The organism is Variovorax flavidus (genome assembly GCF_030317145.1).
GTDB classification, from domain to species: domain Bacteria; phylum Pseudomonadota; class Gammaproteobacteria; order Burkholderiales; family Burkholderiaceae_C; genus Variovorax; species Variovorax flavidus.
On record NZ_JASZYE010000005.1, the window covers coordinates 161,145 to 185,552 of the forward strand.

Annotated in this window: 27 protein-coding genes; 12 read left to right on the plus strand and 15 right to left on the minus strand. The window is 67.0% G+C overall.

Going from position 1 to position 24,408, the window contains the following annotated elements; all coding sequences use genetic code 11:
• Window positions 1-2 precede the first annotated feature (2 nt).
• The 3 genes from coxB to QTH90_RS22495 all read right to left on the minus strand — a co-directional run bounded on the left by coxB (window position 3) and on the right by QTH90_RS22495 (window position 2,761).
• The gene (gene coxB, locus QTH90_RS22485; RefSeq protein WP_286666792.1) at window positions 3-1,181 is read right to left on the minus strand and encodes a cytochrome c oxidase subunit II; all 1,179 of its coding nucleotides are present in this window, start codon (window positions 1,179-1,181) and stop codon (window positions 3-5) included.
• A gap of 66 nt (window positions 1,182-1,247) precedes the next feature.
• Complete coding sequence (locus QTH90_RS22490) at window positions 1,248-1,724, minus strand: DUF2244 domain-containing protein (RefSeq protein ID WP_286666793.1); 477 nt, start codon at window positions 1,722-1,724, stop codon at window positions 1,248-1,250.
• A gap of 122 nt (window positions 1,725-1,846) precedes the next feature.
• Window positions 1,847-2,761, minus strand: coding sequence for a methyltransferase domain-containing protein (locus QTH90_RS22495; protein WP_286666794.1), 915 nt, complete (start codon window positions 2,759-2,761; stop codon window positions 1,847-1,849).
• A gap of 22 nt (window positions 2,762-2,783) precedes the next feature.
• Between QTH90_RS22495 and QTH90_RS22500 the strand changes: the two genes are divergently transcribed.
• Both QTH90_RS22500 and trmL read left to right on the plus strand, forming a co-directional pair.
• Window positions 2,784-3,500, plus strand: a complete 717-nt coding sequence (locus QTH90_RS22500) for a ComF family protein (protein WP_286666795.1) — start codon at window positions 2,784-2,786, stop codon at window positions 3,498-3,500.
• 21 nt (window positions 3,501-3,521) lie between these two features.
• On the plus strand, window positions 3,522-3,983 hold the full coding sequence (trmL, locus tag QTH90_RS22505; RefSeq protein WP_286666796.1) for a tRNA (uridine(34)/cytosine(34)/5-carboxymethylaminomethyluridine(34)-2'-O)-methyltransferase TrmL: 462 nt from the start codon (window positions 3,522-3,524) through the stop codon (window positions 3,981-3,983).
• Between the two features lie 125 nt (window positions 3,984-4,108).
• On the opposite strand, the gene QTH90_RS22510 is transcribed toward trmL, so the two are convergent.
• On the minus strand, window positions 4,109-4,567 hold the full coding sequence (locus QTH90_RS22510) for a MaoC family dehydratase (protein ID WP_286666797.1): 459 nt from the start codon (window positions 4,565-4,567) through the stop codon (window positions 4,109-4,111).
• 69 nt (window positions 4,568-4,636) lie between these two features.
• Entirely contained in the window at window positions 4,637-5,257 is a 621-nt protein-coding gene (locus QTH90_RS22515) for a ParA family protein (RefSeq protein WP_286667008.1), read from the minus strand.
• Window positions 5,258-5,324: 67 nt separating this feature from the next.
• On the opposite strand from QTH90_RS22515, the gene kefF reads away from it, so the two are divergent.
• Entirely contained in the window at window positions 5,325-5,966 is a 642-nt protein-coding gene (gene kefF / locus QTH90_RS22520) for a glutathione-regulated potassium-efflux system oxidoreductase KefF (RefSeq protein WP_286666798.1), read from the plus strand.
• A gap of 2 nt (window positions 5,967-5,968) precedes the next feature.
• Window positions 5,969-7,813, plus strand: a complete 1,845-nt coding sequence (gene kefC, locus QTH90_RS22525) for a glutathione-regulated potassium-efflux system protein KefC (protein ID WP_286666799.1) — start codon at window positions 5,969-5,971, stop codon at window positions 7,811-7,813.
• A gap of 18 nt (window positions 7,814-7,831) precedes the next feature.
• Here the strand turns inward: kefC and QTH90_RS22530 are convergent, their stop codons facing one another.
• On the minus strand, window positions 7,832-8,698 hold the full coding sequence (locus QTH90_RS22530) for an amidohydrolase family protein (protein ID WP_286666800.1): 867 nt from the start codon (window positions 8,696-8,698) through the stop codon (window positions 7,832-7,834).
• 117 nt (window positions 8,699-8,815) lie between these two features.
• On the opposite strand from QTH90_RS22530, the gene QTH90_RS22535 reads away from it, so the two are divergent.
• The 6 genes from QTH90_RS22535 to QTH90_RS22560 are packed head-to-tail and all read left to right on the plus strand — an operon-like array spanning window position 8,816 to window position 15,601.
• Complete coding sequence (locus QTH90_RS22535) at window positions 8,816-9,589, plus strand: crotonase/enoyl-CoA hydratase family protein (protein ID WP_286666801.1); 774 nt, start codon at window positions 8,816-8,818, stop codon at window positions 9,587-9,589.
• Between the two features lie 25 nt (window positions 9,590-9,614).
• Window positions 9,615-11,525, plus strand: coding sequence for a feruloyl-CoA synthase (locus QTH90_RS22540; protein WP_286666802.1), 1,911 nt, complete (start codon window positions 9,615-9,617; stop codon window positions 11,523-11,525).
• Window positions 11,526-11,547: 22 nt separating this feature from the next.
• The gene (locus tag QTH90_RS22545) at window positions 11,548-12,312 is read left to right on the plus strand and encodes an SDR family NAD(P)-dependent oxidoreductase (RefSeq protein WP_286666803.1); all 765 of its coding nucleotides are present in this window, start codon (window positions 11,548-11,550) and stop codon (window positions 12,310-12,312) included.
• A gap of 40 nt (window positions 12,313-12,352) precedes the next feature.
• Window positions 12,353-13,342, plus strand: a complete 990-nt coding sequence (locus tag QTH90_RS22550; RefSeq protein WP_286666804.1) for a Bug family tripartite tricarboxylate transporter substrate binding protein — start codon at window positions 12,353-12,355, stop codon at window positions 13,340-13,342.
• A 12-nt stretch (window positions 13,343-13,354) separates the two neighbouring features.
• Entirely contained in the window at window positions 13,355-15,079 is a 1,725-nt protein-coding gene (locus QTH90_RS22555; protein WP_286666805.1) for an acyl-CoA dehydrogenase family protein, read from the plus strand.
• A 39-nt stretch (window positions 15,080-15,118) separates the two neighbouring features.
• On the plus strand, window positions 15,119-15,601 hold the full coding sequence (locus QTH90_RS22560) for a MarR family winged helix-turn-helix transcriptional regulator (RefSeq protein ID WP_286666806.1): 483 nt from the start codon (window positions 15,119-15,121) through the stop codon (window positions 15,599-15,601).
• Window positions 15,602-15,621: 20 nt separating this feature from the next.
• Here the strand turns inward: QTH90_RS22560 and QTH90_RS22565 are convergent, their stop codons facing one another.
• From QTH90_RS22565 to QTH90_RS22575, 3 genes are all read right to left on the minus strand, one after another.
• Window positions 15,622-15,999: a hypothetical protein gene (locus QTH90_RS22565; protein WP_286666807.1), complete on the minus strand. Its 378-nt coding sequence runs from the start codon at window positions 15,997-15,999 to the stop codon at window positions 15,622-15,624.
• A gap of 18 nt (window positions 16,000-16,017) precedes the next feature.
• On the minus strand, window positions 16,018-16,236 hold the full coding sequence (locus tag QTH90_RS22570) for a hypothetical protein (protein ID WP_286666808.1): 219 nt from the start codon (window positions 16,234-16,236) through the stop codon (window positions 16,018-16,020).
• 65 nt (window positions 16,237-16,301) lie between these two features.
• Window positions 16,302-17,060 (minus strand): sulfite exporter TauE/SafE family protein, encoded by a 759-nt coding sequence (locus QTH90_RS22575; RefSeq protein WP_286666809.1) that lies wholly within the window; start codon window positions 17,058-17,060, stop codon window positions 16,302-16,304.
• Between the two features lie 43 nt (window positions 17,061-17,103).
• Here QTH90_RS22575 and lhpI point away from each other — a divergent pair, with 43 nt between their 5' ends.
• Window positions 17,104-18,030, plus strand: coding sequence for a bifunctional Delta(1)-pyrroline-2-carboxylate/Delta(1)-piperideine-2-carboxylate reductase (lhpI, locus tag QTH90_RS22580; protein WP_286666810.1), 927 nt, complete (start codon window positions 17,104-17,106; stop codon window positions 18,028-18,030).
• Here the strand turns inward: lhpI and QTH90_RS22585 are convergent.
• The 4 genes from QTH90_RS22585 to QTH90_RS22600 form a co-directional block, all read right to left on the minus strand.
• Entirely contained in the window at window positions 18,027-19,025 is a 999-nt protein-coding gene (locus QTH90_RS22585) for a Bug family tripartite tricarboxylate transporter substrate binding protein (protein ID WP_286666811.1), read from the minus strand. The genes lhpI and QTH90_RS22585 overlap by 4 nt on opposite strands.
• A 143-nt stretch (window positions 19,026-19,168) precedes the next feature.
• Window positions 19,169-20,374, minus strand: a complete 1,206-nt coding sequence (gene pcaF / locus QTH90_RS22590; protein ID WP_286666812.1) for a 3-oxoadipyl-CoA thiolase — start codon at window positions 20,372-20,374, stop codon at window positions 19,169-19,171.
• 22 nt (window positions 20,375-20,396) lie between these two features.
• Window positions 20,397-21,047 (minus strand): 3-oxoacid CoA-transferase subunit B, encoded by a 651-nt coding sequence (locus QTH90_RS22595; RefSeq protein ID WP_286666813.1) that lies wholly within the window; start codon window positions 21,045-21,047, stop codon window positions 20,397-20,399.
• Window positions 21,044-21,745 carry a 3-oxoacid CoA-transferase subunit A gene (locus QTH90_RS22600; protein ID WP_286666814.1) on the minus strand — a complete coding sequence of 234 codons (702 nt, stop codon included), beginning with the start codon at window positions 21,743-21,745 and terminating at the stop codon, window positions 21,044-21,046. Before QTH90_RS22600 ends, QTH90_RS22595 begins: the two co-directional genes overlap by 4 nt.
• 136 nt (window positions 21,746-21,881) lie before the next feature.
• Between QTH90_RS22600 and QTH90_RS22605 the strand changes: the two genes are divergently transcribed.
• Entirely contained in the window at window positions 21,882-22,667 is a 786-nt protein-coding gene (locus QTH90_RS22605) for an IclR family transcriptional regulator domain-containing protein (RefSeq protein WP_286666815.1), read from the plus strand.
• Window positions 22,668-22,776: 109 nt separating this feature from the next.
• On the opposite strand, the gene QTH90_RS22610 is transcribed toward QTH90_RS22605, so the two are convergent.
• Both QTH90_RS22610 and QTH90_RS22615 read right to left on the minus strand, forming a co-directional pair.
• Window positions 22,777-23,790, minus strand: a complete 1,014-nt coding sequence (locus QTH90_RS22610; protein ID WP_286666816.1) for a Bug family tripartite tricarboxylate transporter substrate binding protein — start codon at window positions 23,788-23,790, stop codon at window positions 22,777-22,779.
• 89 nt (window positions 23,791-23,879) lie between these two features.
• Complete coding sequence (locus QTH90_RS22615) at window positions 23,880-24,341, minus strand: DUF6790 family protein (RefSeq protein WP_286666817.1); 462 nt, start codon at window positions 24,339-24,341, stop codon at window positions 23,880-23,882.
• Window positions 24,342-24,408: the final 67 nt, after the last annotated feature.

Below are 24,408 nucleotides of genomic sequence, written 5' to 3' on the forward strand. Positions count from 1 at the left end.
GCTTACTTGCCGCGCTCCGCGAGCACTTCAGCCGGCTGCACCAGTTGACCCGTCTTGTTCGACCAGCTGTTCTTGGTGAAGGTCACCACGGCGGCGATGTCGGTGTCGCTCAGTTGCTTCCATGCGGGCATGGCGCCGTTGTTCTGGCCGTTGAGCACCACGTGGAGTTGCAGCTTGTGGTCTGCGTTGAGCACGGTTGCCGAGCCGTCGAGCGGCTTGATCGGACCTGCGCCCTTGCCGTTGGCCTGGTGGCAGGCCGCGCAGTTGGCGGCATAGACCTTTTCGCCGCGAGCCAGGATTTCCGGCAGCGTCCAGACCTTGTTCGGATCATCCTGCTTGGCGGCCGCTTCCTTGCGCTTGCCGTCCACCCATGCGGTGTAGTCGGCCTTGGCGAGCACCTTCACGTGGATCGGCATGAAGGCGTGTTCCTTGCCGCAGAGTTCCTGGCACTGCCCGTAGTAGTCACCCACCTTCTCGGCGCGGAACCAGGTGTCGCGGACGAAGCCGGGGATCGCGTCCTGCTTGATGCCGAACTGGGGCACTGCAAAGGCATGGATCACGTCGTTCGCGGTGGTGATGATGCGCACCTTGGTGTCGACCGGCACGACCAAGGGGTTATCGACCTTGAACAGGAAGTTGTCGGGCACGTCGCCCCGGGCGCCGGCATCGGAGAGGGCGCGATGCGAACTGTCGAGCGTGGAGATGAAGCCCAGGCCCTCGCCCTCGCCCTTGAGGTAGTCGTAGCCCCACTTCCACTGGTAACCCGTGACCTTGATGGTCAGGTCGGAGTTGGTGGTGTCCTTCTGGGCCACCAGCACCCGGGTCGCCGGGAGGGCCATCAGGATGACGATGATGAAGGGAACGATGGTCCAGATGACCTCGACCACCACCGATTCATGGAAGTTGGCCGCCTTGTGGCCGACCGACTTGCGGTGCTTCCAGATCGAATAGAACATGACGGCGAACACCGCCACGAAGATCACGGTGCACAGGATCATCATCACCGTGTGCAGGAAATGCTGCTCCTGGGCGATCTTGGTGACGCCCACCGGAAGATTCAATTGGCGAACGGATGGCCCGCCGGGAAGGTCATTGACTGCATGCGCCGCGCCGCTGAACGCCGCGCCGGCAGCCAGCAGCAGATTCGCCGGCCAGGTCTTGTTCCGCCAATTGCTCTTCATCGTGTTCACTTCTTCATTTCCTGTTAACCCCACCGGTCCCCACGGTGCCGCATTGCGCCTGCCCCCTCAGGCACTGCGCAATGCCATGCGAATCTCGCGCGCCAACGCCGCGCGCAACTCCGGGCGCACATAGCGCCCCACCCTGACCGAACGACCTTGACCCGAGACCTCGATCAGCGAGCGATCGCTGTCCTGTGGCTCGACCCGCACCTGGTGCGGCAAGAATTCCGTGCGCTCATAGTGCCCACCGTTCTCGAGCTCGACCACCAACCGCCCACCCTGCAAGGCGATCTTCTCGCCATCGGTCGCGTGCCGTGCATAGAGCACGAACGCGAAACCCACCGCGGCGATTTCGAGCCAGGCAAACGGCAGCACGAGTCGTGCACCGTTCAGCCAGAAGACGGTTCCGATGCCAAGAGACACGACGCAAAGCGACGCGTAGAGCCAGCCAAGCTGGCTCGGCGTGACCGAGCAGTTGCGCTTCAGGAACCAATGGATGCTCTGGCCTGAAACAGTGGCAAAACGAAACACGGAATTCGACACGGGCGAGTTCAGCAAATCGGTGCGTCGATCGCTGTCAAACCCATGTCCGACAGGCCTCGATCACGGGACAATACCCGGGAGTTCACGCAGCGCCGGATTGTAGCGGGTCACGCAACAATCACTCACAAGCCCTGGCGGTTGCGCTGAAGCATTGTTCGCATCTCGCGCAGCGACACGGCGCTTTCGATGGAAAGGGCGACCCGCGGGGGCGGTTTGAAGGCGTGTCCGTAGATGATCTCGAAGGTCAGCGCGATCCGCCCGCCGCCCTCTTCGGCCGGTGCCAGTTCGGGCAATGCCTCCGCCAGCGCGCTGCGCCAGGCCTTGCCGCGCAGCGCCGGAAAACGACCGGGATGCAGGTTGCGCCCGATGCCGCGCAACTCGGCCAGCGCGGCATCGGCGTTGGGCCAGGTAAGCACGATGCGTTCCATGTCCATCACGGGTTCGGCGAAGCCAGCGCCGACCAGCATGTCGCCCCAATCGTGCATGTCGGTGAACTCGTGGCTGGCGGCCGGCCAGCCCAGCCGGCGGTACAGGGCACGCAGTTCCATCAAGGTGTCGGGGCCGAAACACGAGAACATCAGGAAACCGTCGGTCGCGACCCGGCGATGCCATTCGGCGATCAGCGTCTCCGGATCGGCGGCCATGTGCAGCGCCATGTTGGCCCAGAGCAGATCCACGCCATCTTCGGGCGGCGCGTCGAAGCTGGCCTGCGACCCCTGCCAGCGCCGGGCGGACCACCACGGCGCGGCCAGCGCCTTTCCGGTCGGCGGGATCAATGCGGCTTCTGGCTCGATCACGAACGATGCGGCGTCACGGTAGCGGCGCGCGACCAGGGCGTGCGCCTCCAGGCCGCCGCGCAAGGGTGCCCAGTCGACCCAGTGGCGCGGCTTGGCCTTGATCCATTGCAGCCGGTCCTCCATGCGGCGACCGACCTCCTCGTGCAGCCAGGGAGATGCCGCTTCCGGCGCGAGTTGGGCCCATCGCGCGGCCGCCGTGGCGTCGATGGTCGGCGGGCGGTGTGCGGGCTCGGTGGACATGGGGCGCTCAGTATATTGAGGGATGTTCAGCCATTGGATCGAACGGCCTTTCCCGGGCCTGCTCAATCGCCTGCCCAGCCAATGCGTCGTTTGCCGCGCGTGGCCGGCGCAGCCCGTATGCGACGCGTGCGTGGCGCGCTTCGCTCCGCCGACCCCGCGCTGCGCGACCTGCGCGCTGCAGGTTCCCGACGGCGTTTCACGGTGCGGCGAGTGCACGCGGGCCCCTCCACCGCTCGATGCCTGCCTCGCGGCCTGCGCCTACGTCTGGCCGTGGCCCGAATGCATCGCGGAGTTCAAGTTTCGAGGCGATGCGGGGCGGGCCGCACCGCTGGCGACCCTGCTGCGCAGCGCGCCATGGGTCGAGCCTGCGCTCGAGAAGGCGGACATCGTCCTGCCGATGCCCCTCGCGCCGGCGCGATTGCGCGAGCGCGGCTTCAACCAGGCGCACGAGCTTGCACGACGCCTGTCGCCACGGAAGACCGACCCGACCCTGCTGCTGCGGATACGGGAGACCACGGCCCAAAGCGGGCTGGCGCGGTCCGAGCGCCTGCGCAACCTGCGGGGAGCATTTGCCCTGGAGCCGCTTCGCGCGTCGGCCGTCCGCGACCGCCGGGTCGCGCTGGTCGACGACGTGATGACCAGCGGCGCATCCCTCTTCGCTGCCGCCGAGGTGCTGCGCGCGGGTGGCGCATCGCACATCACGGCGATCGTGCTCGCCCGCACGGAGGCATCCGGCTGAGCGCCACCGACAATCAGCGCCATGTTTCACATCGTCCTCGTCGAACCCGAGATCCCGCCCAATACCGGCAACGTCATCCGCCTGGCCGCCAACACGGGCTGCACCCTGCATCTGGTCGAGCCGCTCGGCTTTTCAATGGACGACCGGCTGTTGCGCCGCGCCGGCCTGGACTATCACGAGTACGCCAAGGTCCTGCGCCACCGCGACTGGCAGGCCCTGCTCGACACCGAGCATCCTGCGCCGGACCGGATGTTCGCCCTCACGACGCGCGGCACGCAGGCGGTGCACGACGTCGCCTTCCGCCCCGGTGACTGGCTCGTCTTCGGCTCGGAAACGCGCGGCCTCGCGCCAGAACTGCGCGAGCGCTTTCCGGCCCCGCAGCGGCTGCGCCTTCCCATGAAGGAAGGCCAGCGCAGCCTCAACCTGTCGAACGCCGTGGCCGTCACCGTGTTCGAAGCCTGGCGCCAGAACGATTTCCACTGATCAAGCGCAAAAGGCGGCGAGCGCCGCCCTGCGTGAACCACCGAGGATCCGGCTCCGCCGGTCCACCGGTGGTGCCCCCGGCAGGGGGTAGGCGGCTACACGAAGTGAGCAAGCCTGGGGGCGAGCTACGGATACCTTCTCACCACCGATTCGGCGACGCAGGCCGGCTTGGGTGAACCTTCGAGTTCGATGGTGGTTTCCCAGGTCATCTGCAGACCGTCGTTGGCGATCGGCTCCGAGCTCAGGAGCTTCATCCGCCCCCGTACGCGCCCGCCCACCGGCACCGGCGACATGAACCGGACGCGGTTCAGGCCGTAGTTCACCCCCATGCGCGACTCGACGACGCTCATGGCCGTTTCGTAGATGCGCGGCAGCAGCGACAAGGTCAGGAAGCCATGGGCGATCGGCGCGCCGAACGGCCCGGCCTTGGCCTTTTCGACGTCCACGTGGATCCATTGGTGGTCCCCGGTTGCCTCGGCGAACTGGTTGACCTGCTCCTGCGTGATGGTGATCCAGTCGCTCACGGCGACTTCCTGGCCGACGCATGCGGCGAGATCCTGGAGGGTCTGGAAGGTCTTTTTCATGCGATTCACTGTATCGGGGCGGTGCCGGCGCGCCTGTCCACGCGGCGACATGGGAACTAGGGAAAAACCTCAGGCGTCAAGCCAATGCCGAATCGGCTCCCACTGCTCCAGATCACGCTGCACACGGCCGGGCGCGATATCGAACAGCGTGAGTCCGCGGGCTGCGAGCTGAACGTAGTTCTGCGTGTCCCGCAGTTCCCCGAGCACCGGCACGTCGAGCCCGGAGACGAACTCGCGCAGCCGGTCGGCCGCGAGCGTGCGTGCGTCCACGCGCATGCCGACCAGGGCCACCTTCGTCTTGTCCGCATGGCGGTGCGACAGCAGCTTGTCGAGAAAATCGCGCGTCGCATAGATATCGAAGATGCTGGGCTGCAAGGGCACCAGCACCTTGTCGGCCAATGCCACGACCTCCTTGAAGCGCGAGCCGTGCAAGCCGGCCGGGGTGTCGACGACGGCGTGCGTCGTTCCGCGCGGCGGCCGCACGACCTCGCCGTCCTCGGAAGCGTGCCAGGTTCGGATCTCGCGCGCCTGCGGCGGTCGCAGGTTGAGCCACAGGCACGACGACTGCTGGCGGTCGATGTCGCCCAGCATCACCGCGTGGCCGCGGCTGGCGTAGTAACCCGCGATGTTGGTCGCGAGCGTGGACTTGCCAACTCCGCCCTTGGGGTTGGCGACCAGGACCACCGGCATATGAAGCTCCTCGAAGCTGAAGACAGGCGTCATGGTAGCGGTGCACGGAGTGCGCTATGTTCGCGGCATGCCGACAACAACAAGCACGGAAAGCGCCGCCCCTCGCATCTACCTGATCGCCGCTCACCCCCGCTGGCGGGACTCGCGCGTCAATCTCCAGTTGCTGAAAGCGGCGCAAGCCGTGCCGGGCGTCGACGTCAACGATCTCTACGACACCTACCCCGACTACGCGATCGACGTCGGCGCCGAGCAGGCTCGACTGGCGCGCGCCGACCTGCTGGTCCTGCTGCACCCGATCCAGTGGTATTCGATGCCGGCGCTGCAGAAGCTCTGGCTCGATGAGGTGCTGGGCTACGGATGGGCCTACGGCACGGGCGGAACGGCGCTGGAGGGCAAGGATTTCTGGCTGGCCGCCACCACCGGTGGCCCCGAGACGAGCTACCACCCGCAAAGCTACAACCGCTATTTCTTCGACGCCTTCCTGCCACCCTACGAGCAGACCGCCGCGCTCTGCGGCATGCGCTTTCTGCCGCCGCTGCTGTTCCATGGCGCGCGCAGCGCGCCTGCCGGCGAAGTGGCGGCGCACGTCGCGGTGTTCAAGGATCGGCTGTCCACCTACCCGAACTGGCCCGAACTCGAAGACCTGGACAGCTGCGTGAGCTGCGCCGTGCCCGAGGTCGACAGGCCCGTCGTCCACGGGGAGGCCTGATCATGGAACACGCCCCGGGCTGGCTCGTCAATTCCCTGATCTATCTTGGCGCGGCCGTGCTGGTAGTGCCGCTGTCGAAAGCGCTCGGGCTCGGCTCGATCATTGGCTACCTGGCCGCCGGCATCGCCATCGGGCCCTGGGGGCTCGGGCTGGTGACCAACGTCGAAGACATCCTGCACTTCGCCGAGTTCGGCGTGGTGTTGATGCTTTTCCTGGTCGGACTCGAACTGGAGCCCAAGCGCCTGTGGAGCCTGCGCCAGCCGATCTTCGGCTGGGGTTCGGCGCAGGTGCTGGCCTGCGCCGCGGTGCTGTTCATGGCCGGATGGGCGGCGGGTGCGAACTGGCGCGTCGCGCTGGTGGCGGCTCTGGGGCTCGCCCTGTCGTCGACTGCGATCGCATTGCAGGTGCTGGGCGAGCGCAACCTGCTGCTGACCTCCAGCGGGCAGGCCGGCTTCTCGATCCTCCTGTTCCAGGACGTCGCGGCCATCCCGATCCTGGCGCTGCTCCCGCTGCTGGCGGTCGGCGCCGATGCCGGCGAAGGCATGACCGGCCTCGAACGGACGCTGGAAGGCCTGAAGATCGTCGCCGTCATCGGCGGCATCGTGCTCGGCGGGCGGCTGGCCCTGCGCCCTCTCCTGCGCTGGATCGCGCGCAGCAACACGCCCGAGATCTTCACCGCTGCCGCGCTCCTGCTGGTGGTCGCCATTGCCGCGCTCATGCAGTTCATCGGCCTCTCGATGGCGCTGGGTGCCTTCCTCGCCGGCGTGCTGCTGGCGGAGAGCGAATACCGACGCGAGCTCGAGACCGACATCGAACCTTTCAAGGGCCTGCTGCTCGGCCTCTTCTTCATCGCCGTCGGCATGAGCATCGACTTCGGCGTGCTCCTGGCCCAGCCAGGACTCATGGCGGTGGTCGTGGTCGGCTTCATGCTGCTCAAGTTCGGCGTGATCTACGCGCTGGGCAAGCTGATGGACATCCCCTACCAGCAGCGACCGGTGTTCACGCTGCTGCTGGCGCAGGGCGGCGAGTTCGCCTTCGTCGTGTTCCAGGCCGCCGGGCCGAATGTGCTGCCGCACGGCATCGCTTCATTCCTGATCGGCGCCGTCGCGCTGTCGATGCTGATATCGCCTCTCCTGCTGGTCGCGATCGACAAGTGGGTGCTGCCGCGCTACAGCGCGCATGCGCCGACGTCGATGGAGGAGATCTCCGAGCAGCAGGACGCCAAGGTCGTCATCTGCGGCTTCGGCCGCTATGGGCAGATCGTCGGTCGCATGCTGAGCGCGCAGGGCCTCAAGATCACGGTGCTGGATCATGATCCGGACACCATCGAGAGCCTGCGCGAATTCGGCTTCCGCGTCTTCTACGGCGATGCGACGCGCCTCGATCTCCTGCGCACGGCCGGCGCCGGCACGGCCAAGGTGCTGGTGGTAGCGGTCGATGACACGGAGCAATCGCTCGAAATCGTGGACCTGGCACAAAAGCACTTTCCGAATGCCCGGATCGTCGCGCGCGCACGCAACGTGGCGCACCTCTACCAGTTGCTCGACCGCAAGGTCGAATTCGTCGAGCGCGAGGTGTTCGAGTCATCGCTGCGCAGCGCCCGGTCAGTGCTCGAAGGGCTCGGCTGGCCTGCGCACGAAGCGCGCGAAACCGCCATGCGCTTTCGACGTCGCAACATCGAGTTGATGCACGAAACCTATCCGCACTACAAGGACCGGACCAAACTGATCGCGGTCGCCAAGGAAGGCCGCCAGCAGTTTCAGGAACAGATGGCGCGCGAACGCGAGGAGCGGCGCCAGCGCACCGGCCTGGACTGGGATCGCGTCGAGGAAGAAAGGACGCCGTAGCGCCCGGATCGCCCGAACCTACTGGTCGAGCTTGAGCAGGCGAACCGCATTGCCCTTCAGGATGCCGGGCACCACCTCGGGCTTGAAGCCGGCATCCTCGAAATCCTTGAGCCAGCGGTCCGGCGTGATCAGCGGGTAGTCGCTGGCGAACAGCACGCGGTCCTTCAGCAGGGTGTTGGCGTATTGCACCAGCTGCTTCGGAAAGTACTTGGGGCTCCAGCCGGACAGGTCGATCCAGACATTGGGCTTGTGCGTGGCCACGCTCAGCGCCTCGTCCTGCCACGGGAAGCTCGGATGTGCCATGACGATCTGCATGTCGGGGAAATCGATCGCGACATCGTCCAGGTGCATCGGGTTGCTGTATTCGAGCCGGAGCCCGCCGCCGCAGCGCATGCCCGAGCCGATGCCGCTGTGGCCGGTGTGGAACACCGCCGGCAGGCCGTATTCATTGATGACCTCGTAGATCGGCCACGCCATCTTGTCGTAGGGGTGGAAGCCCTGCACCGTCGGATGGAACTTGAAGCCCTTGACGCCGTGCTCCTCGATCAGCCGGCGGGCTTCGCGCGCACCCATCTTCCCCTTGTGCGGGTCGATGCTGGCAAAGGCGATCATGATGTCCGGGTTCTTCTGCGCCGCCTCGGCGATTTCCTCGTTCGGGATGCGGCGGCGGCCCATGTTCGACTCGGCATCGACCATGAACATCACCAGGCCGATCTTGCGCTCGCGGTAGTAGTCGATGCTTTCCTGGATGGTCGGACGGCGGCTCGAACGGAAGTACTTGTCGGCCGCCCGGTCGTATTCTTCGCCGTAGTTGTCGAAGGGGTTCCAGCAGCTCACTTCGGCGTGCGTGTGAGTGTCGATCGCGATCAGGTTCTGGTGGTCCATGGGCAGTTGTCTCCAGGCGGTTTGCGGCTTAGGGTAAGTCCTCATGCCGCACCCTGTCGCGCGGCTTGAATTGATTATTTTCTATAACCATAATCGATCGTACTCCGGAATGCAATCATGAACCACACCGACCTCCAGCTCGAACTCCAGGGCGACATCGCCATCATCCGCCTCACGCGCGGCGCCAAGCGCAACGCGCTGTCGGATGCGCTGATCCTCGCTTTGCGCAACACCTTCGAGAACCTGCCTTCCACGGTGCGTGCAGCAGTGATCGATGGCGAGGGCCCGCACTTCTGCGCCGGGCTCGATCTTTCCGAGCTGCAGGAGCGCGATGCCGGCCAGGGCCTGCAGCATTCGCGCATGTGGCACGCGGCACTCGATCTCGTGCAGTTCGGCCCGGTTCCGGTGATTGCCGCCCTCCACGGCGCGGTCGTCGGCGGCGGCCTGGAACTCGCCAGCGCCTGCCATATCCGGGTGGCCGATGCGACCACCTTCTACGCGCTGCCGGAAGGCTCGCGCGGCATCTTCGTCGGCGGCGGCGGCTCGGTGCGAATCCCGAAGCTGATCGGCGCCGCCCGCATGACCGACATGATGATGACCGGCCGCGTCTACAACGCCGAGGAAGGCGAACGCGCCGGTTTCGCGCAATACCTCGTGCCCGAAGGCTCGGCCTTCGAGAAGGCGGTCGAACTCGCCAGGCGCGTGGCGACCAACGCGCCGCTCACCAACTACGCGCTCATGCACGCCCTGCCGCGCATCGCCGAACAGCCGGCGGACCATGGGTTCTTCACCGAAGCGCTGATGGCTGGGATTGCGCAAAGCGCCCCTGACGCCAAGGAACGCGTGCGAGCCTTCCTGGAAGGCAAGGCCGCCAAGGTCCAGAAGTCCTGACCTCCCCCAAAGATCCGAGGACCCCATGCAAGCCACCCGCCCCGGCATAGCCCTGCCCCGCTATCGCCCCCTGAACTTCGGCGTGCGTCATGTCAGCCTGCGCGAAGGCGCATCCGGCGTGCGGTATCTGCAGGCCACCGATCCGCTCGGCAGCTACGCCGAGCGCATCACCGACCGCCTGATGCATTGGGCGCAGGTCGCGCCGGACCGCAGCTTCATGGCACGCCGCGAGCAGTTGCCCGACGGCAGCACCGGCGATTGGCAGCACCTCAGCTATTCGGAGGCGCTGCAGGGCGCACGCCGCATCGGCCAGGCCCTGCTCGACCGCGGCCTGAGCGCCGAACGGCCGGTGATGATCTTGAGCGAGAACAGCCTCGAACACGCGCTGCTGTCGCTCGGCTGCATCTACGCCGGCATTCCCTACTGCCCTGCGTCGCCCGCCTATTCCACGGTCAGCCAGGACTACGACAAGTTGCGCCACGCCTTCGACACGCTGACGCCGGGGCTGGTGTTCGCCAGCGACGCCTCGCGCTTCGGACGCGCCATTGCCGCGGTCGTGCCGAAGGACGTCGAGGTCGTCATGCACCGGGGCCACGGTGGCGAGGGCGACACGGGCAAGCCGTCCCTGGAGCTTGCTGGCCGGCCGCTCACCTCTTTCGACGGCCTGCTCGCCACGCCGGCGACCCCGGCCGTCGATGCCGCCATGGCGGCGACGGGCCCTGACACCATCACCAAGTTCCTGTTCACCTCGGGCTCGACCAAGATGCCCAAGGCGGTCATCAACACGCAGCGCATGTGGTGCGCCAACCAGGTCCAGATCGCCCAGTCGCTGCCGGCGCTGGCCGAAGAGCCGCCGGTGCTCATCGACTGGCTGCCCTGGAACCACACCTTCGGCAGCAACCACAACGTCGGCATCACGATCTATCACGGCGGCACGCTCTACATCGACGACGGCAAGCCCACGCCGGCGGGCATGGCCGAGACGCTGCGCAACCTGCGCGAGATCGCGCCCACCGTCTATTTCAACGTGCCGACCGGCTTCGAAGCCATCGCGCAAGCCATGCAGACCGATGCGCAACTGCGCAAGACCCTGCTCTCGCGCGTTCGCATGTTCTTCTACTCGGGCGCCGGTCTGGCCCAGCCCGTGTGGGATCTGCTGCATTCCATCCAGGAAGCCGAGATCGGCGAGCGCATCGTGATGGCGACCGGCCTCGGCATGACCGAATCGGGTCCCTCCGCCATGTTCATCAACAGCCCGAACGTGAAGGCCGGCGACGTCGGCGTGCCGACCCCGGGCATGACGCTCAAGCTGATCGAGGTCGACGGAAAGACCGAAGTACGCTATCGCGGCCCCAACGTCACGCCGGGCTACTGGCGCTCGGCGGAAGCCACGCGGGAAGCCTTCGACGAGGAAGGATTTCTCTGCACCGGCGATGCCGTGCAGTGGATCGACGAAGCCGACATTCACCGCGGCCTGCGTTTCGACGGCCGCATCGCGGAAGACTTCAAGCTGGCGACCGGCACCTTCGTGAGCGTCGGGCCGCTGAGGGCCAGGATCATCGCGGCCGGCGCGCCCTACGTGCAGGACGTGGTGCTGACCGGCATCAACCTCAAGGAAGTCGGCGCACTGATCTTCCCGACGCAAGCCGTGCGCGAGCTCGCCGGCCTGGCGCCCGATGCGCCGATGAAGGACGTGGTTGAAAGCACACCCGTGCAGGCGCAGTTCCAGGGTTTGCTCGACACGCTCGCCGCATCGGGCACCGGCAGCGCCAACCGTATCGCGCGCGGGCACGTCGTGTCCGAGCCGCCTTCGATCGACAGGGGCGAACTCACCGACAAGGGCTCCATCAACCAGCGCGCCGTGCTCAAGCACCGCGCCACGCTGGCCGACGCCCTCCATGCCGATACGCTGCCCTTCACGCTGAAGCCCCGATAAAACCACCCAGGAGACACAAGCCATGAACATCCAAGGACAAGCCGCACTCGTCACCGGGGGCGCATCCGGCCTCGGCGAAGCCACGGCGCGCGAACTCGCACGGCTCGGCGCCAAGGTCGCCGTGCTCGACGTCAATGCCGCGCTGGCCGAAAAGGTCGCCGCGGAAATCGGCGGCATCGCCTGCGTCTGCGACATCACGCAAGCCGACAGCGTGACAGCCGCGCTCGACAAGGCCGAAGCCGCGCACGGCCCCGCGCGCATCCTCATGAACGTGGCCGGCATCGGCAGCGCCAAGCGCATCGTCGGCAAGGACGGCAACCCCGCACCGCTCGAGGACTTCGTGCGCGTCGTCAACGTCAACCTCGTCGGCGCCTACAACATCAGTCGCCTCTATGCAGCCCGCTGCGCCAAGCTCGAACCGGTCGACGGCGGCGAACGTGGCGTGATGATGTTCACCGCCTCGGTCGCGGCCTTCGACGGCCAGGTGGGGCAGCAGGCCTACAGCGCATCGAAGGGCGGCCTGGTCGGCATGACCTTGCCGATGGCGCGCGATCTCGCGCAGCACGGCATCCGCGTCTGCACCATCGCACCGGGCTTGTTCGCGACGCCGCTGCTCAAGGAACTGCCGGAACCCATCCAGCAATCGCTGGCCGCATCGATCCCCTTCCCGCCACGTCTGGGCAAGCCTTCGGAGTTCGCCGAGCTGGCCTGCCACATCGTGACCAACGGCCACCTCAACGGCGAAGTGATCCGGCTGGACGGCGCACTGCGCATGGCGCCGCGCTGAGTCGCTCAACGAATTCAACGAAGACCCCAGGAGACAAGACATGACCACCCGACGCCATTTCGTCCAGACCCTCGGCGCAGCCACCGCCTTCGGCGCGCTGCATCCGTTCGCCGCGCTCGCGGAAGCGCTCAACCAGGTGAAGATCCTCTACGGCTTCCCGGCCGGCAGCGCTGGCGACAGCGTCGCGCGGCGCGTGGGCGACAAGCTCGGCAACACCGCCTTCACCAAGAACGCGGCCGTGGTCGACAACCGCCCCGGCGCTGGCGGCCGCATCGCGCTCGAAGCGCTCAAGACCTCACCGGCCGACGGCTCGGTGCTGGCCGTGTCCCAGGCTTCGGCGCTGTCGACCTATCCGCACATCTACAGCAAGCTCAACTACACGATCAGCGACTTCGCGCCGATCTCGATCGGCGCCGTCATGACGCACGGGCTGGCCGTGGGCCCGATGGTGCCGGCGGAGGTCAAGACCCTGAAGGACTACATCGCGTGGGCCAAGGCCAATCCCAAGGACGCCAGCTACGGTTCGCCCGGTGCGGGATCGACGCCTCACTTCCTGGGCGCTCTGCTCGGCCTCAACAGCGGCACGGAACTCAAGCACGTCCCCTATCGCGGCTCGCTGCCTGCGGTGAACGACGTGGTCGGCGGTCAGATCGCTTCCAGCATGACACCGGCGGGCGACTACCTCCCCTTCGCCAAGGCCGGCAAGCTGCGCGTGCTCGCCACCTCGGGCAACAAGCGGGCGCCCTACTTCCCCGACGTGCCCACGTTCGCGGAGCAGGGCTTTCCCGAAATCGTTGCCGAGGAGTGGTTCGGCTTCATCGCACCGGCGAAGACACCCGCCAGCGTGATCAGCGCCGCCAACGCGGCGATCACCACCGCGCTGAAGGACCCGGCCATCATCGAAGGCCTCTTCGCCGTCGGCCTGGTCGCGCAAGGCTCGACGCCCGAGGAAATGAAGAAGTCCATCCAGAGCGAGTACGAACGCTGGGGCCCGCTGGTCAAGAAGATCGGCTTCACGGCCGAGTCCTGACGCTGACTTGCCATGAACTACCAGCCCCGCCCCGATGACGTGAGCTTCGTGTTGAACACGGTGCTCGGTGCCGCTACGCGCCTGCGTGCCTTGCCGCCTTTCGCGGAGGTCGACGACGCGCTGCAGGCACAGGTCCTCGACGAGGCGGGCAAGTTCGTCGCCGAAGTCATCGCACCCGTGAACCGGACCGGCGACGAGGTCGGCTGCCGCTTCGTCGATGGCCAGGTCATCACGCCGCCGGGATTTCGCGAAGCCTATGGCGCCTTCGTGCAAGGCGGCTGGCCAGCCCTTTCGGCAGCGACCGAAGACGGCGGCCAGGGCCTGCCCGCCGTTCTCGAAGCCATCCTCTTCGAATGGCTCAGTGCGGCCAACCACGGCCTCACCATGGCGCCGGGCTTGCTCCATGGCGCCTACGAATGCCTGAAGCACCACGGCAGCGAAGAACTGAAGCAACGCTATCTCTCGAAGATCGCCACCGGCGAATGGCTGGCGACCATGTGCCTGACCGAGGCCCACGCCGGCAGCGACCTCGGCCAGGTGCGCACGCGCGCCATCGCGCAAGCCGACGGCAGCCATCGCGTGGCCGGCGGCAAGATCTTCATCTCGGGCGGGGAGCACGACCTCACCGAGAACATCGTTCATCTGGTGCTTTGCCGCCTGCCCGACGCGCCCGCCGGCCCCAAGGGCCTCTCGCTGGTGCTGGTGCCGAAGGTGTTGCCCAATGGCTCGCGCAACGCGGTGCATTGCGAACGCATCGAGGAAAAGATGGGCCTGCACGGCAGCTCGACCTGCGTGATGCGCTTCGACGACGCCACCGGCTGGCTGATCGGCGAACCGAATCGCGGTCTCGCCGCGATGTTCGTGATGATGAACGCGGCACGCCTGCACGTCGCGCTGCAAGGCATCGGCCTGCTCGACGCAGCCTGGCAAAAAGCCCACGCCTATGCGCACGAGCGGCGCCAGATGCGCGCCCCCGGCCCGACGCCTGCCAGCCGAGGCGGCGAGGCGGCGGATCTCGTAGCCGAGCATCCGGCCATCCGCCGCATCCTCGACACCCAGCGCGCCTGGATCGACGGTGCCCGCGTGATCGCCTATCGCACCGCCATCCAGCTCGACGTCGCACGGCATGACGCCGACCCCAAGGTGCGCGAGCGCGCCCAGCGCTGGTGTGCGCTCGTCACACCCGTGCTGAAGGCCGCCTGCACGCAGCAGGCCTTCCAGGGCGCGAGCGAATGCCTGCAGGTCTTCGGCGGCCACGGCTACGTGCGCGAGTGGGGCATCGAACAGGTCGTGCGGGATTCGCGCGTGACGATGATCTACGAGGGCACGAACGAGATCCAGGCCATCGACCTGCTGGTGCGCAAGGTGCTGGCCGATGGCGGCACGGGCATGTCGGCCGTGCTCATCGAATTGCGCGACGAGCTCGACGCCTCGCGCGAGATCGACGCCGACGTGCAGCGCCGCTTGGCGCAGCTTCGCTACCTCACCACCACGATCGCCATGGCCGCGCACGCCGATGCGGCGCTGCCCTTCGAAGTGGCCGACGACTACCTGCGCGTGGTGATGCTCACCCTGCTCGCCTGGGCCTGGGCGCGCATAGAACAGGCAGCACCGGACGACGCCCGGTGGTCGGCGCCTGCTGCCGCCTTCCGCCGCTGGGCGCTGCCGGAGTTCGAGATGCGGCTCGGCATCGTCAAGCGCGCCTGCGAGGCGGTCACCGCACAGACCGTCGCCTGAGGGGCTCCCGGCGGCCCCGAAGGCAGTTACGCTCGGGGCATGGCAGTCTCCCGCAAGAAATCCATTCCCGCGGCCCCTACGCAGGCGCCGCGATCCGACCGGCTCGACACCCGCGTGCTCGAAGCGCTCGTCGGCTACAACGCCCGCCGCGCGTGGCTGATCGTCAGCCAGGTGTTCGCGGAGCGAATGGCCGCCTACGGGCTCAAGCAGGTCGACTTCTCGGTGCTGTCGCTGCTGGCGCACAACCCCGGCGCCACGTCGCGGCAACTGTGCTCCACGCTGGACATCCTCCCGCCCAACCTGGTGAGCCTGATCGCCGGCATGGACAGCCGCGGCCTGATCGAGCGCCGGCCCCATCCGCATGACGGCCGTGCCATCGGTCTCTACCTGACGCCGGCCGGCGAGGATCTGGTGCGCGAAGCCGAACGAACGGTCGTGCAACTCGAAGCGGATGCCAGCGCGCGGCTCACCTCACGCGAGCGCGAGACGCTGATCCGCCTGCTGCAGAAGATCTACCACTAGCCGGGCCGCCGCGCGGGCGGCTAGAAGCGCTCGGTGAGCACCAGCACTTCGTGCACGGCGCCGACGATCAGCTTCGGATCGGGGTAGTAGAGCTCGCCATTGAAGTCGTGGCGCGAAAAGGAGTTCCGCGCTTCCACGTAGCGCGCCTTTGCGGCCTCGAAGCCCTTGCGACGCCAGCCCGGCTGCGCGGCGTGCAGGCGGGCCCAGTGCTCGGGGCCGAGCGTGGGGCACAGCGGGACCGGCGCGGCGCGCTCGCGCAGAAGAAGCTCTCGCGCCTCGCGCGTGACCGGATCGAATTCCCGTGCCTTGTCGCGCCGACGCGCCAGGAGGTTGGAAAGAAAGGTCGCGCCGAAGAGGCTCAGGAGCGCGAGGCCGATTCCGAAGTCAATGGAAATCATGCGTGCACGTGCAGGAGGTCACCAGAACTTCCACCAGGGCGCCGGATTCGGCGAAGCCGCCGGCGGCAGCGTCTGCAGCCCCGTGTCGCGGATGCGGCGGCGCTGCTCCGCCTCGAGTGCCTGGGCCAGGCGATGGGCGAGCTGGTCGCCCTGCATGGCGCGGATGCGCCACTCCGAAGCCAGGTTCTGGAGTTCGTCGTCCTGGAGAGCGGCGGGCGTCGTTGACGGTGCGGTCATGGCCGAAATTCTGCACATGCCCAGGAATCGCGGCAATCGTAGATATTTGCCTTACATCGTCTGGATCAGGCGATGAATCCGTCCCAGGTCAGCTTGAGCCCCGTCAGCAGCATGCCGAGGTAGACGAAGCGGTAGAACCAGGCGGGATCGATGCGGCGCGCGATGCGAATCCCCACCCAGACACCCAGCGGCGCGATTGGCAGCAGCACGAGGGAGGTCGCCATATTGCGCCAGTCGAGCAGGCCGAGCCACGCATAGGGCACCCACTTGCTGAGGTTCACCACGAAGAAGAAGTAGGCCATCGTCGCCGTGTAGGCCACCGGCGAGAGCCGCAGCGGCACGACGTACGCCGTGACCGGCGGCCCGCCCGCATGCGCGATGAAGCTGGTGAAGCCGCTGATGGTCGTCAGCACGGCGCCGGCCGTCTTCGACGGCAAGGGGTCGCTCGGCCGCGGTGGGAACAGCACCCGCTGCGCAAGAAACAACAGCGTGAAGACGCCGACGATGCCCGCGACCGTGTGCGCCGGCAGCGCCTTGAACAGGAGCGCACCGATCACCGTGCCGACAAGACCGCAGGGAATGAGAAACCACAACAGCCGGCGATCGAAGTCGCGGCGAAAGGCGGCGATGCCCAGCAGATCCATCAGCAACAGCACCGGCATCAGGATCGCTGCCGCCTCCGGCACCGTGACGGCGAGCGCCATGAGAGGAACGGCAAGAGAGCCGAAGCCGGCGCCGAAGCCGCTCTTGCTGACGCCGAGCATCAGCACGGCGGGAACGGCGACCGCATAGAAATGCAGGTCGGTGATGATGGGGAGATTCAAAACGAAGCGGGACGCGGCTGCGGGAAAGCTACATTGTCCACGCATGAAGATCCTCGACGCCGACCAGACCCGCGCGCATCTGAACTTTGAACGCCTCGTTCCGGCGCTGCGCGAAGCTTTTGCGAACGAAGCCACAGTGCCGCAACGCCATGTGCATGCCGTGGAAGCCGGCAGCGACCGGGGCACCGTGCTGATCATGCCGGCATGGAGCGACGCGGGCTATCTCGGCATCAAGACCATCAACATCTTCCCCGGCAACAGCGCGCGTGGCCTGCCCGGGCTGCACGCGACCTATGTGCTCTACGACGCGCACACGGGCGTGCCGCTGGCGCAACCCGATGGCAACGAGATCACCGCTTGGCGCACTGCGGCGGCATCCGCGCTGGGCGCCTCGTTCCTGGCGCGCTCGAACGCGAGACGGCTGCTGGTGCTGGGAACAGGGCGCATCGCGCGCCTGCTGCCGGCCGCGCACGCAAGCGTGCGCGCAATCGACGAGGTGGTGGTGTGGAACCACCGGCCCGAGGGCGCGCAAGCGCTGGCAGCCCAGTGGCGCGCGGAAGGCTGGAATGCGCAAGCGGCCACGGATCTCGAAGCGGCCGTTCGTAGTGCAGATATCGTGACCTGCGCCACCCTCGCCACCTCACCGCTGGTCAAGGGCGAATGGCTCGCACCGGGCTCACACCTCGACCTGATCGGCAGCTTCACGCCGCAGATGCGGGAAGCCGACCCGGCCTGCTTTGCCGGTGCGCGGACTTTTGTCGATACCGAAGAGGCCTTGGGGAAAGCCGGCGACCTGCTCGATGCGATGGCCGCCGGCACGCTGCGCGCCGACAGCGTGGTGAGTTTCGCCGCCCTGTGTCGCGGCTCCCATCCAGGGCGCGCGAACGAGCACGAACGCACCGTGTTCAAGGCAGTGGGCAGCGCGCTCGAAGACCTGACCGCCGCCACACTGGTCTGGGAAGGCGCTTAGTCCAGCGAGACGTTGGCCTTGCGGATCACGTCGCCGAAGCGCTGGGTTTCGGTCTGCACGAACTGGTTGAACTGCTCGCGCGTCTGCGGGAAAGGCTCGTAGCCGAAGCTCTTGAACTTTTCCAGCACGTCCGGCTCCGCGAGTGCCTTCTCGATGTCGCGCTTGATCTTGTCTGTGACGGCCGCCGGCAGGCCCTTGGGCGCTGCGATGGCGTTCCAGCCGGTGACTTCGAAGCCCTTCGGACCGCCCGATTCAGCCACCGTCGGCACGTCCGGGAACGCGGACACGCGCTGGGGTGCAGCCACCGCCAGGAAGCGCACCTTGCCCGCGCGCTGCAGCGGCCCGGCCGTGGCGCTGCTGCCGAGCGCGAAGGCCAGTTCACCGGTGGCGACCGAGGTGTAGAGCTGCGTCGTTTCCTTGTAGATCACGTGCTCCATCTGCGTGCCGGTGGCCGATTCGAACAGCTCCGACCCCAGGTGCACGGGATTGCCGACCGACCACGAACCGTAGTTCAGCTTGCCCGGATTCGCCTTGGCGTCGGCAATCAGGTCACCGACCGTCTTGTACTTGCTGTTCGTCGGCACCGTGAAGAAGAAGTAGGTCTTGAACAACGGCAGCAGCGTGTCGAAGTCCTTGGCGGCGTCGTACGGCAGCTTCTTGAACAGCGCCGGATAGGCGGCCAGGTGCACGTTGTCGAGCACGATCAGGTCATGCCCGTCCTTGGCGCCGCGCTTGAAGGCGTCGATCGCGATGAAGCCGTTGCCGCCCGGCCGGTTCTCGACCACCACCGGCTGACCCCAGGCGCGCGACAGCTTGTCCGCGACAAGGCGTGCAACGCCGTCCGGTCCGCCCCCGACCGGGAACGGCGTGATGATGCGCACCGGCTTGGTCGGAAACTGCTGCGCGCTGGCCGTGACGGGCAGCAGGGCGGCAGCCGCGAGCGCGAGCGCGGCGATACCGAGTTGGCGACGCTGGGATGGCAATCTGAAGAACATGAGATTTCCTTGGGGCTTGGATGCCCGGTGAACTACGAGTGATGAAAACGGTGCCGCGAAGCGGCCTGCCGGCACGCACACGCGGCAAGGCCCGGACACACGCGATGCGCAGCCCAGGCCCTTGATGGATGGGGATCAGGCGATCAGACGCGCTCGAGAATGACCGCGATGCCCTGCCCCACGCCGATGCACATCGTGCACAGCGCGTAGCGGCCGCCGCCCTTGTGCAACTGGTTGATGGCGGTGGTCGCAAGGCGCGCACCGCTGGCGCCCAGCGGGTGGCCCAGTGCGATCGCGCCGCCATTGATGTTGACGCGCGCGTCGTCGTCCTTCAGGCCGAGCAAGCGCAGCACAGCCAGGCCTTGGGCGGCAAATGCTTCGTTGAGTTCGATCACGTCGATCTGGTCGAGCTTCAGGCCCGTGAGCTTGAGCACCTTCTCGGTCGCTGGCGCCGGGCCGATGCCCATGACACGCGGCGGCACGCCGGCCGTCGCCATGCCCACCACGCGGGCGCGCGGCGTGAGGCCGTACTTGGCGGCACTCGCCTCGTCGGCGAGCAGCAGCGCCGCGGCGCCGTCGTTCACGCCGCTGGCATTGCCGGCCGTCACGCTGCCGTCAGGACGGACCACGCCCTTGAGCTTCGCGAGCGCTTCCAGGCTGGTGTCGCGGGGATGCTCGTCCTTGGAGACCACGATCGGATCGCCCTTCTTCTGCGCCACGGTGACCGGCACGATCTCCGCATCGAAGAAGCCCGACTTCTGCGCGGCCACGGCGCGCTGCTGCGATGCGAGCGCCATGCGGTCCTGCGCCTCGCGCTCGATCTTGTAGTCGGTCGCGACGTTCTCGGCCGTCTCCGGCATCGAGTCGACGCCGTATTGCGCCTTCATCAGCTTGTTGACGAAGCGCCAGCCGATGGTGGTGTCGTACACGGCGTTCGCGCGGCTGAAGGCGCTTTCGGCCTTGGGCATGACGAAGGGCGCGCGGCTCATGCTCTCGACGCCGCCGGCGATCATCAGGCCCGTCTCGCCGGCCTTGATGGCGCGGGCCGCGGTGCCGACCGCATCCAGCCCCGAACCGCACAGGCGGTTGATCGTGCCGCCGCCGACTTCGAGCGGCAGGCCCGCGAGCAGCGCGGACATGCGCGCGACGTTGCGGTTGTCCTCGCCCGCCTGGTTGGCGCAGCCGAAGAGCACGTCGCTCACGGCTTGCCAGTCGACGTTCTTGTTGCGTTCCATCAGCGCCTTGAGCGGCACGGCGCCCAGGTCGTCGGCGCGCACGCTGGAGAGCGAACCGCCGTAGCGGCCGAAGGGGGTGCGAACGGCGTCGCAGATGAAGGCTTGATTCGTCATGGTGTGTCTCTCGGTTCCGTTGTCAGATGGCGATCGGCAGGCCGACCAGTTTTTCGAGTTCGGCATGCTCCAGGCCTTCGACCTTGTCGATCAGCTTCAGCCCCGACAGCGTGCATTCGATGGTCGCGAGGTCGGAATACACGCGCTTCACGCAGCCGATGCCGGTCAGCGGGTAGGTGCATTCGGCGACGATCTTGCTCTCGCCCTTCTTGGTGAGCAGGTCCATCATGACCCAGGTCTGCTTGGCGCCGATGGCCAGGTCCATCGCACCGCCGACGGCGGGGATGGCGCCTTCCTCGCCCGTGCTCCAGTTCGCGAGGTCGCCGGTGGCGGAGACCTGGAAGGCGCCGAGCACGCAGATGTCGAGGTGGCCGCCGCGCATCATCGCGAAGCTGTCGGCATGGTGGAAGAACGCGCCGCCCGGCAGCAGCGTCACCGGCTGCTTGCCGGCGTTGATGAGGTCGTAGTCCTCCTGGCCTTCGGCGGGCGCGGCGCCCATGCCGAGAATGCCGTTCTCGCTGTGCAGGATGACTTCGCGGCCGGCCGGCAGGTGGTTGGCCACCAGCGTGGGTTGTCCGATGCCGAGATTGACGACGGCGCCGTCGAAGATGTCCTGCGCGACGCGCGCTGCGAGCTGGTCCTTGGTGCGGCGGGTGTAGTTGCTCATGGTCATGCTGCCTTCTTGAAGCCGCCGGCCTGCGTGGCGACGCGGTCGATCTTGACGATCTTGTTGACGAAGATGCCGGGCGTCACGATGGTCTCGGGGTCCATCTCGCCCAACTCGACGATCTCGTGCACGGTGGCGATCGTGCGATCGGCAGCCATCGCCATCACCGGACCGAAGTTGCGCGCGGCCTTTCGGTAGGTCAGGTTGCCCCAGCGGTCGCCTTGCTCGGCCTTGATCAGTGCGACGTCGCCACGGATCGGGTACTCCAGCACGTACTGCTTGCCGTCGATCTCGCGTGTTTCGCGGTCGCCCGCCAGTTGCGTGCCGAAGCCGGTCGGGCAGAAGAAGGCGCCGATGCCGGCACCGGCCGCGCGGATGCGCTCGGCGAGGTTGCCCTGGGGCACCAGTTCGAGTTCGAGCTTGCCGGAGCGGTAGAGACCGTCGAACACCTGGCTGTCCGCCTGACGCGGGAAGCTGCAGATGATCTTGCGCACGCGGCCAGCCTTGAGCAGCGCGGCGAGGCCGGTCTCGGCATTGCCGGCGTTGTTGTTGACGACGGTGAGGTCCTTGGCGCCCTGTTCGATCAGTCCGTCGATGAGTTCGTTGGGAATGCCGGCGGTGCCGAAGCCGCCGATCAGCACCGTGGAGCCGTCCTGGATGCCGGCCATGGCATCAGCGACCGAGCGCGCGATCTTGTTGATCATGAAATCTGTCTCCGGGAAGGAAGAGGGAAAGCCGAACGCCTTGGCTTGCAGATTGTCCGACTGGAAATGCCCGCTGCGATTTGTTCGCATACCGAACAGTTGTTCGTATAATGAATTCTAGAGAAGATCACTTCCCATGGCAACCCACGAGACACACCCCGTTTCACCCTCGCCCGGCGACAGCTATGTGCAGTCCTTCGCGCGGGGGCTCCAGGTCATCCGTTCGTTCAGCGCCAGCGCCCCGCGCCAGACGCTCAGCGAGGTCGCCGCCGCGAGCGGACTCACGCGCGCCGGTGCGCGCCGCATCCTGCTGACGCTGCAGACGCTGGGTTACGTGGAGAGCGACGGCAGGCTCTTCAGTCTCACGGCGCGCATCCTCGACCTGGGCTTCGCGTACCTCTCGTCGATGCCGATCTGGAACCGCGCCGAGCCGGTGATGGAAGCGCTGGTACGGCAGGTGCAGGAGTCGTGCTCGGCGGCCGTGCTCGAAGCGACCGACATCGTCTACGTGATGCGCGTGCCGACGCACAAGATCATGAGCATCAGCCTCGGCGTGGGCTCGCGTCTTCCGGCGTACTGCACGTCGATGGGGCGTCTGCTGCTGGCCGAACTCAAGGACGAGGAGATCCACGCGCGGCTTGCGGCATCGAACCGCGAAGCCCTCACCAAGCACACGGTGACTGACGTCGACGCGCTCTTCGCGAAGGTAGTGCAGGCGCGGCGGCAGGGCTGGTGCCTCGTCAACCAGGAACTGGAAGAAGGCCTGGTCTCGATCGCCGCGCCGATCGTGGACCGCGCCGGCCGGGCGGTGGCCGCGCTCAATATCAGCGGGCAGGCCAACCGCACCAGCGCGAAGGTGATGCAGGAGACGATGCTGCCCGCGCTGCTCGCCTCGGCGAGCGAGATCTCCCGATTGCTCTAACGGGCAAGTTCCATTGCGGCCGCCGCCGGGCCGCCCCAAGGCGAGCCGCGCCTCCCCCTCGGGGGGTGGCGAATGACACGCAGCGAAGCGCAGTGCAAAGCCGGGGGGCTCAGGCCTCGGATCGAATTCCGCGCATGATGATCACGCCGCCGAGTTGCGACGTGTCGTTGCGCATGCGGTAGCCCAGTGCCTGCGGCGTTCCAGCCTGCGCCTGCCAACCAGCGGCGAGCAGCGTCTGCTGGACTTCGGCAGAGCGAACCACTTCCACCAAGGCCGCATTGAGCTTCGCGACTGCCGCCGCGGGCAGGCTCGAAGGCGCGGCCAGCGCCGTCCAGATCTCCAGGTCGGCGCCCCGCACGTTGGCCTCGCGCAGCGTGGGCAGTTCATCGAACAACGGGCTGCGCATCGGCGAGGTCACGCCCACGGCCTTCAGCTTGCCCGACTTCACATGAGGCTTCGCAAGCCCCGGCGGCAACAGCGCCAACTGGATCTGGCCGGCCAACATCGCGTTGATGACCTGCGGATTGCCCGTGAACGGCACGTGCTTCGCGGTGATGTTGGTACGGCTCTTCAGCAGCTCCATGCCCAGGTGGCCGACCGTTCCAATGCCCGGCGTGCCGTACTTGCCCGAATCGTTGAGGTTGCGCGCCCACAGCAGCAGTTCGGTCGGATTGGCGCCGACGGCATCGCTCGACACCGCCAGCACCAGCGGCGCCGTGCCGATCAGGCTGACCGGCGCGAAGTCCTTCTCCGGATCGAAGGGCGTGTGGGGATTGAGCAGCTTGGCGATCGTGAGATTGCCGTTGATCAGCGCGCCGATCGTGTGGTCGTCCTGTGCCTTGGCCACCTGGTCGGCCGCGAAGTTGCCACTGGCGCCGGGACGGTTCTCGACGACGACGGGCTGCCCCAGCAGCTTGGAGAGCGGCGCCGCGATCGCACGCGCAGCGAGATCCGGCGAAGCGCCAGCCGGGAAGCCGACGAGCAGGCGAACCGGTTTGGTCGGCCAGGTGCCCGGCGCCGCCGAAGGACGCGGCGCCCGGCTGCGCGATGCATCCTGGGCCCAGGCGCCGGACGTGCAGAGAGTGGCGGCAAGGGTCTGGATGAAGCGGCGTGTGGTGAGCATGAAAACGAGCGGTCGATGAGCGAACGTGAAGTTACAGGACGTTACGTGACCCGCCCATGCCGCGCAAGTCAGCCCAAATGCCTCATCGGCTACCGCGTCGCCACCCAGATGCAATAACCGAGCAGGACCACCGCCGCGAAGAGATCGGACGCCATCGCCACGTTTTCAAGCCTGTTGCGATGGCCCTGCAAGGCGTGGTTGATGCCAGCCAGTCCATAGAAGATGCCGCCCGCAAGGGCAGCCGCGACGACCCATCCCGTGGCAACGATGCTGAGAATCCCGACGATGCCGATGGACGCGTTCGCGAAGCCCAGCTCCCGGACCACGAGCAGGACGTCGTCGCCCCGGATGCCGAGAATCTGTTCGGCCGTGTAGCGCGGCTGCAGCATCTGCCGCAGCCCTGCGACGAACAGACGTACGCCCACGGCCCAGAAGACGAACCACTTGCCGACCAGGAACCAGCCGGGCTGCACCTGATGGATGGAAACATCGACAAGGATCGATGCCAGCGGAAAGACAAGCATCAGTGCGGCAACGATGGCGTAGTACATGGTCGTCCTTGCTCCAGCGGCGCTTCGGCCGTGCGGATTGGGGAGCGATTCTCCACATAGCCGGGTC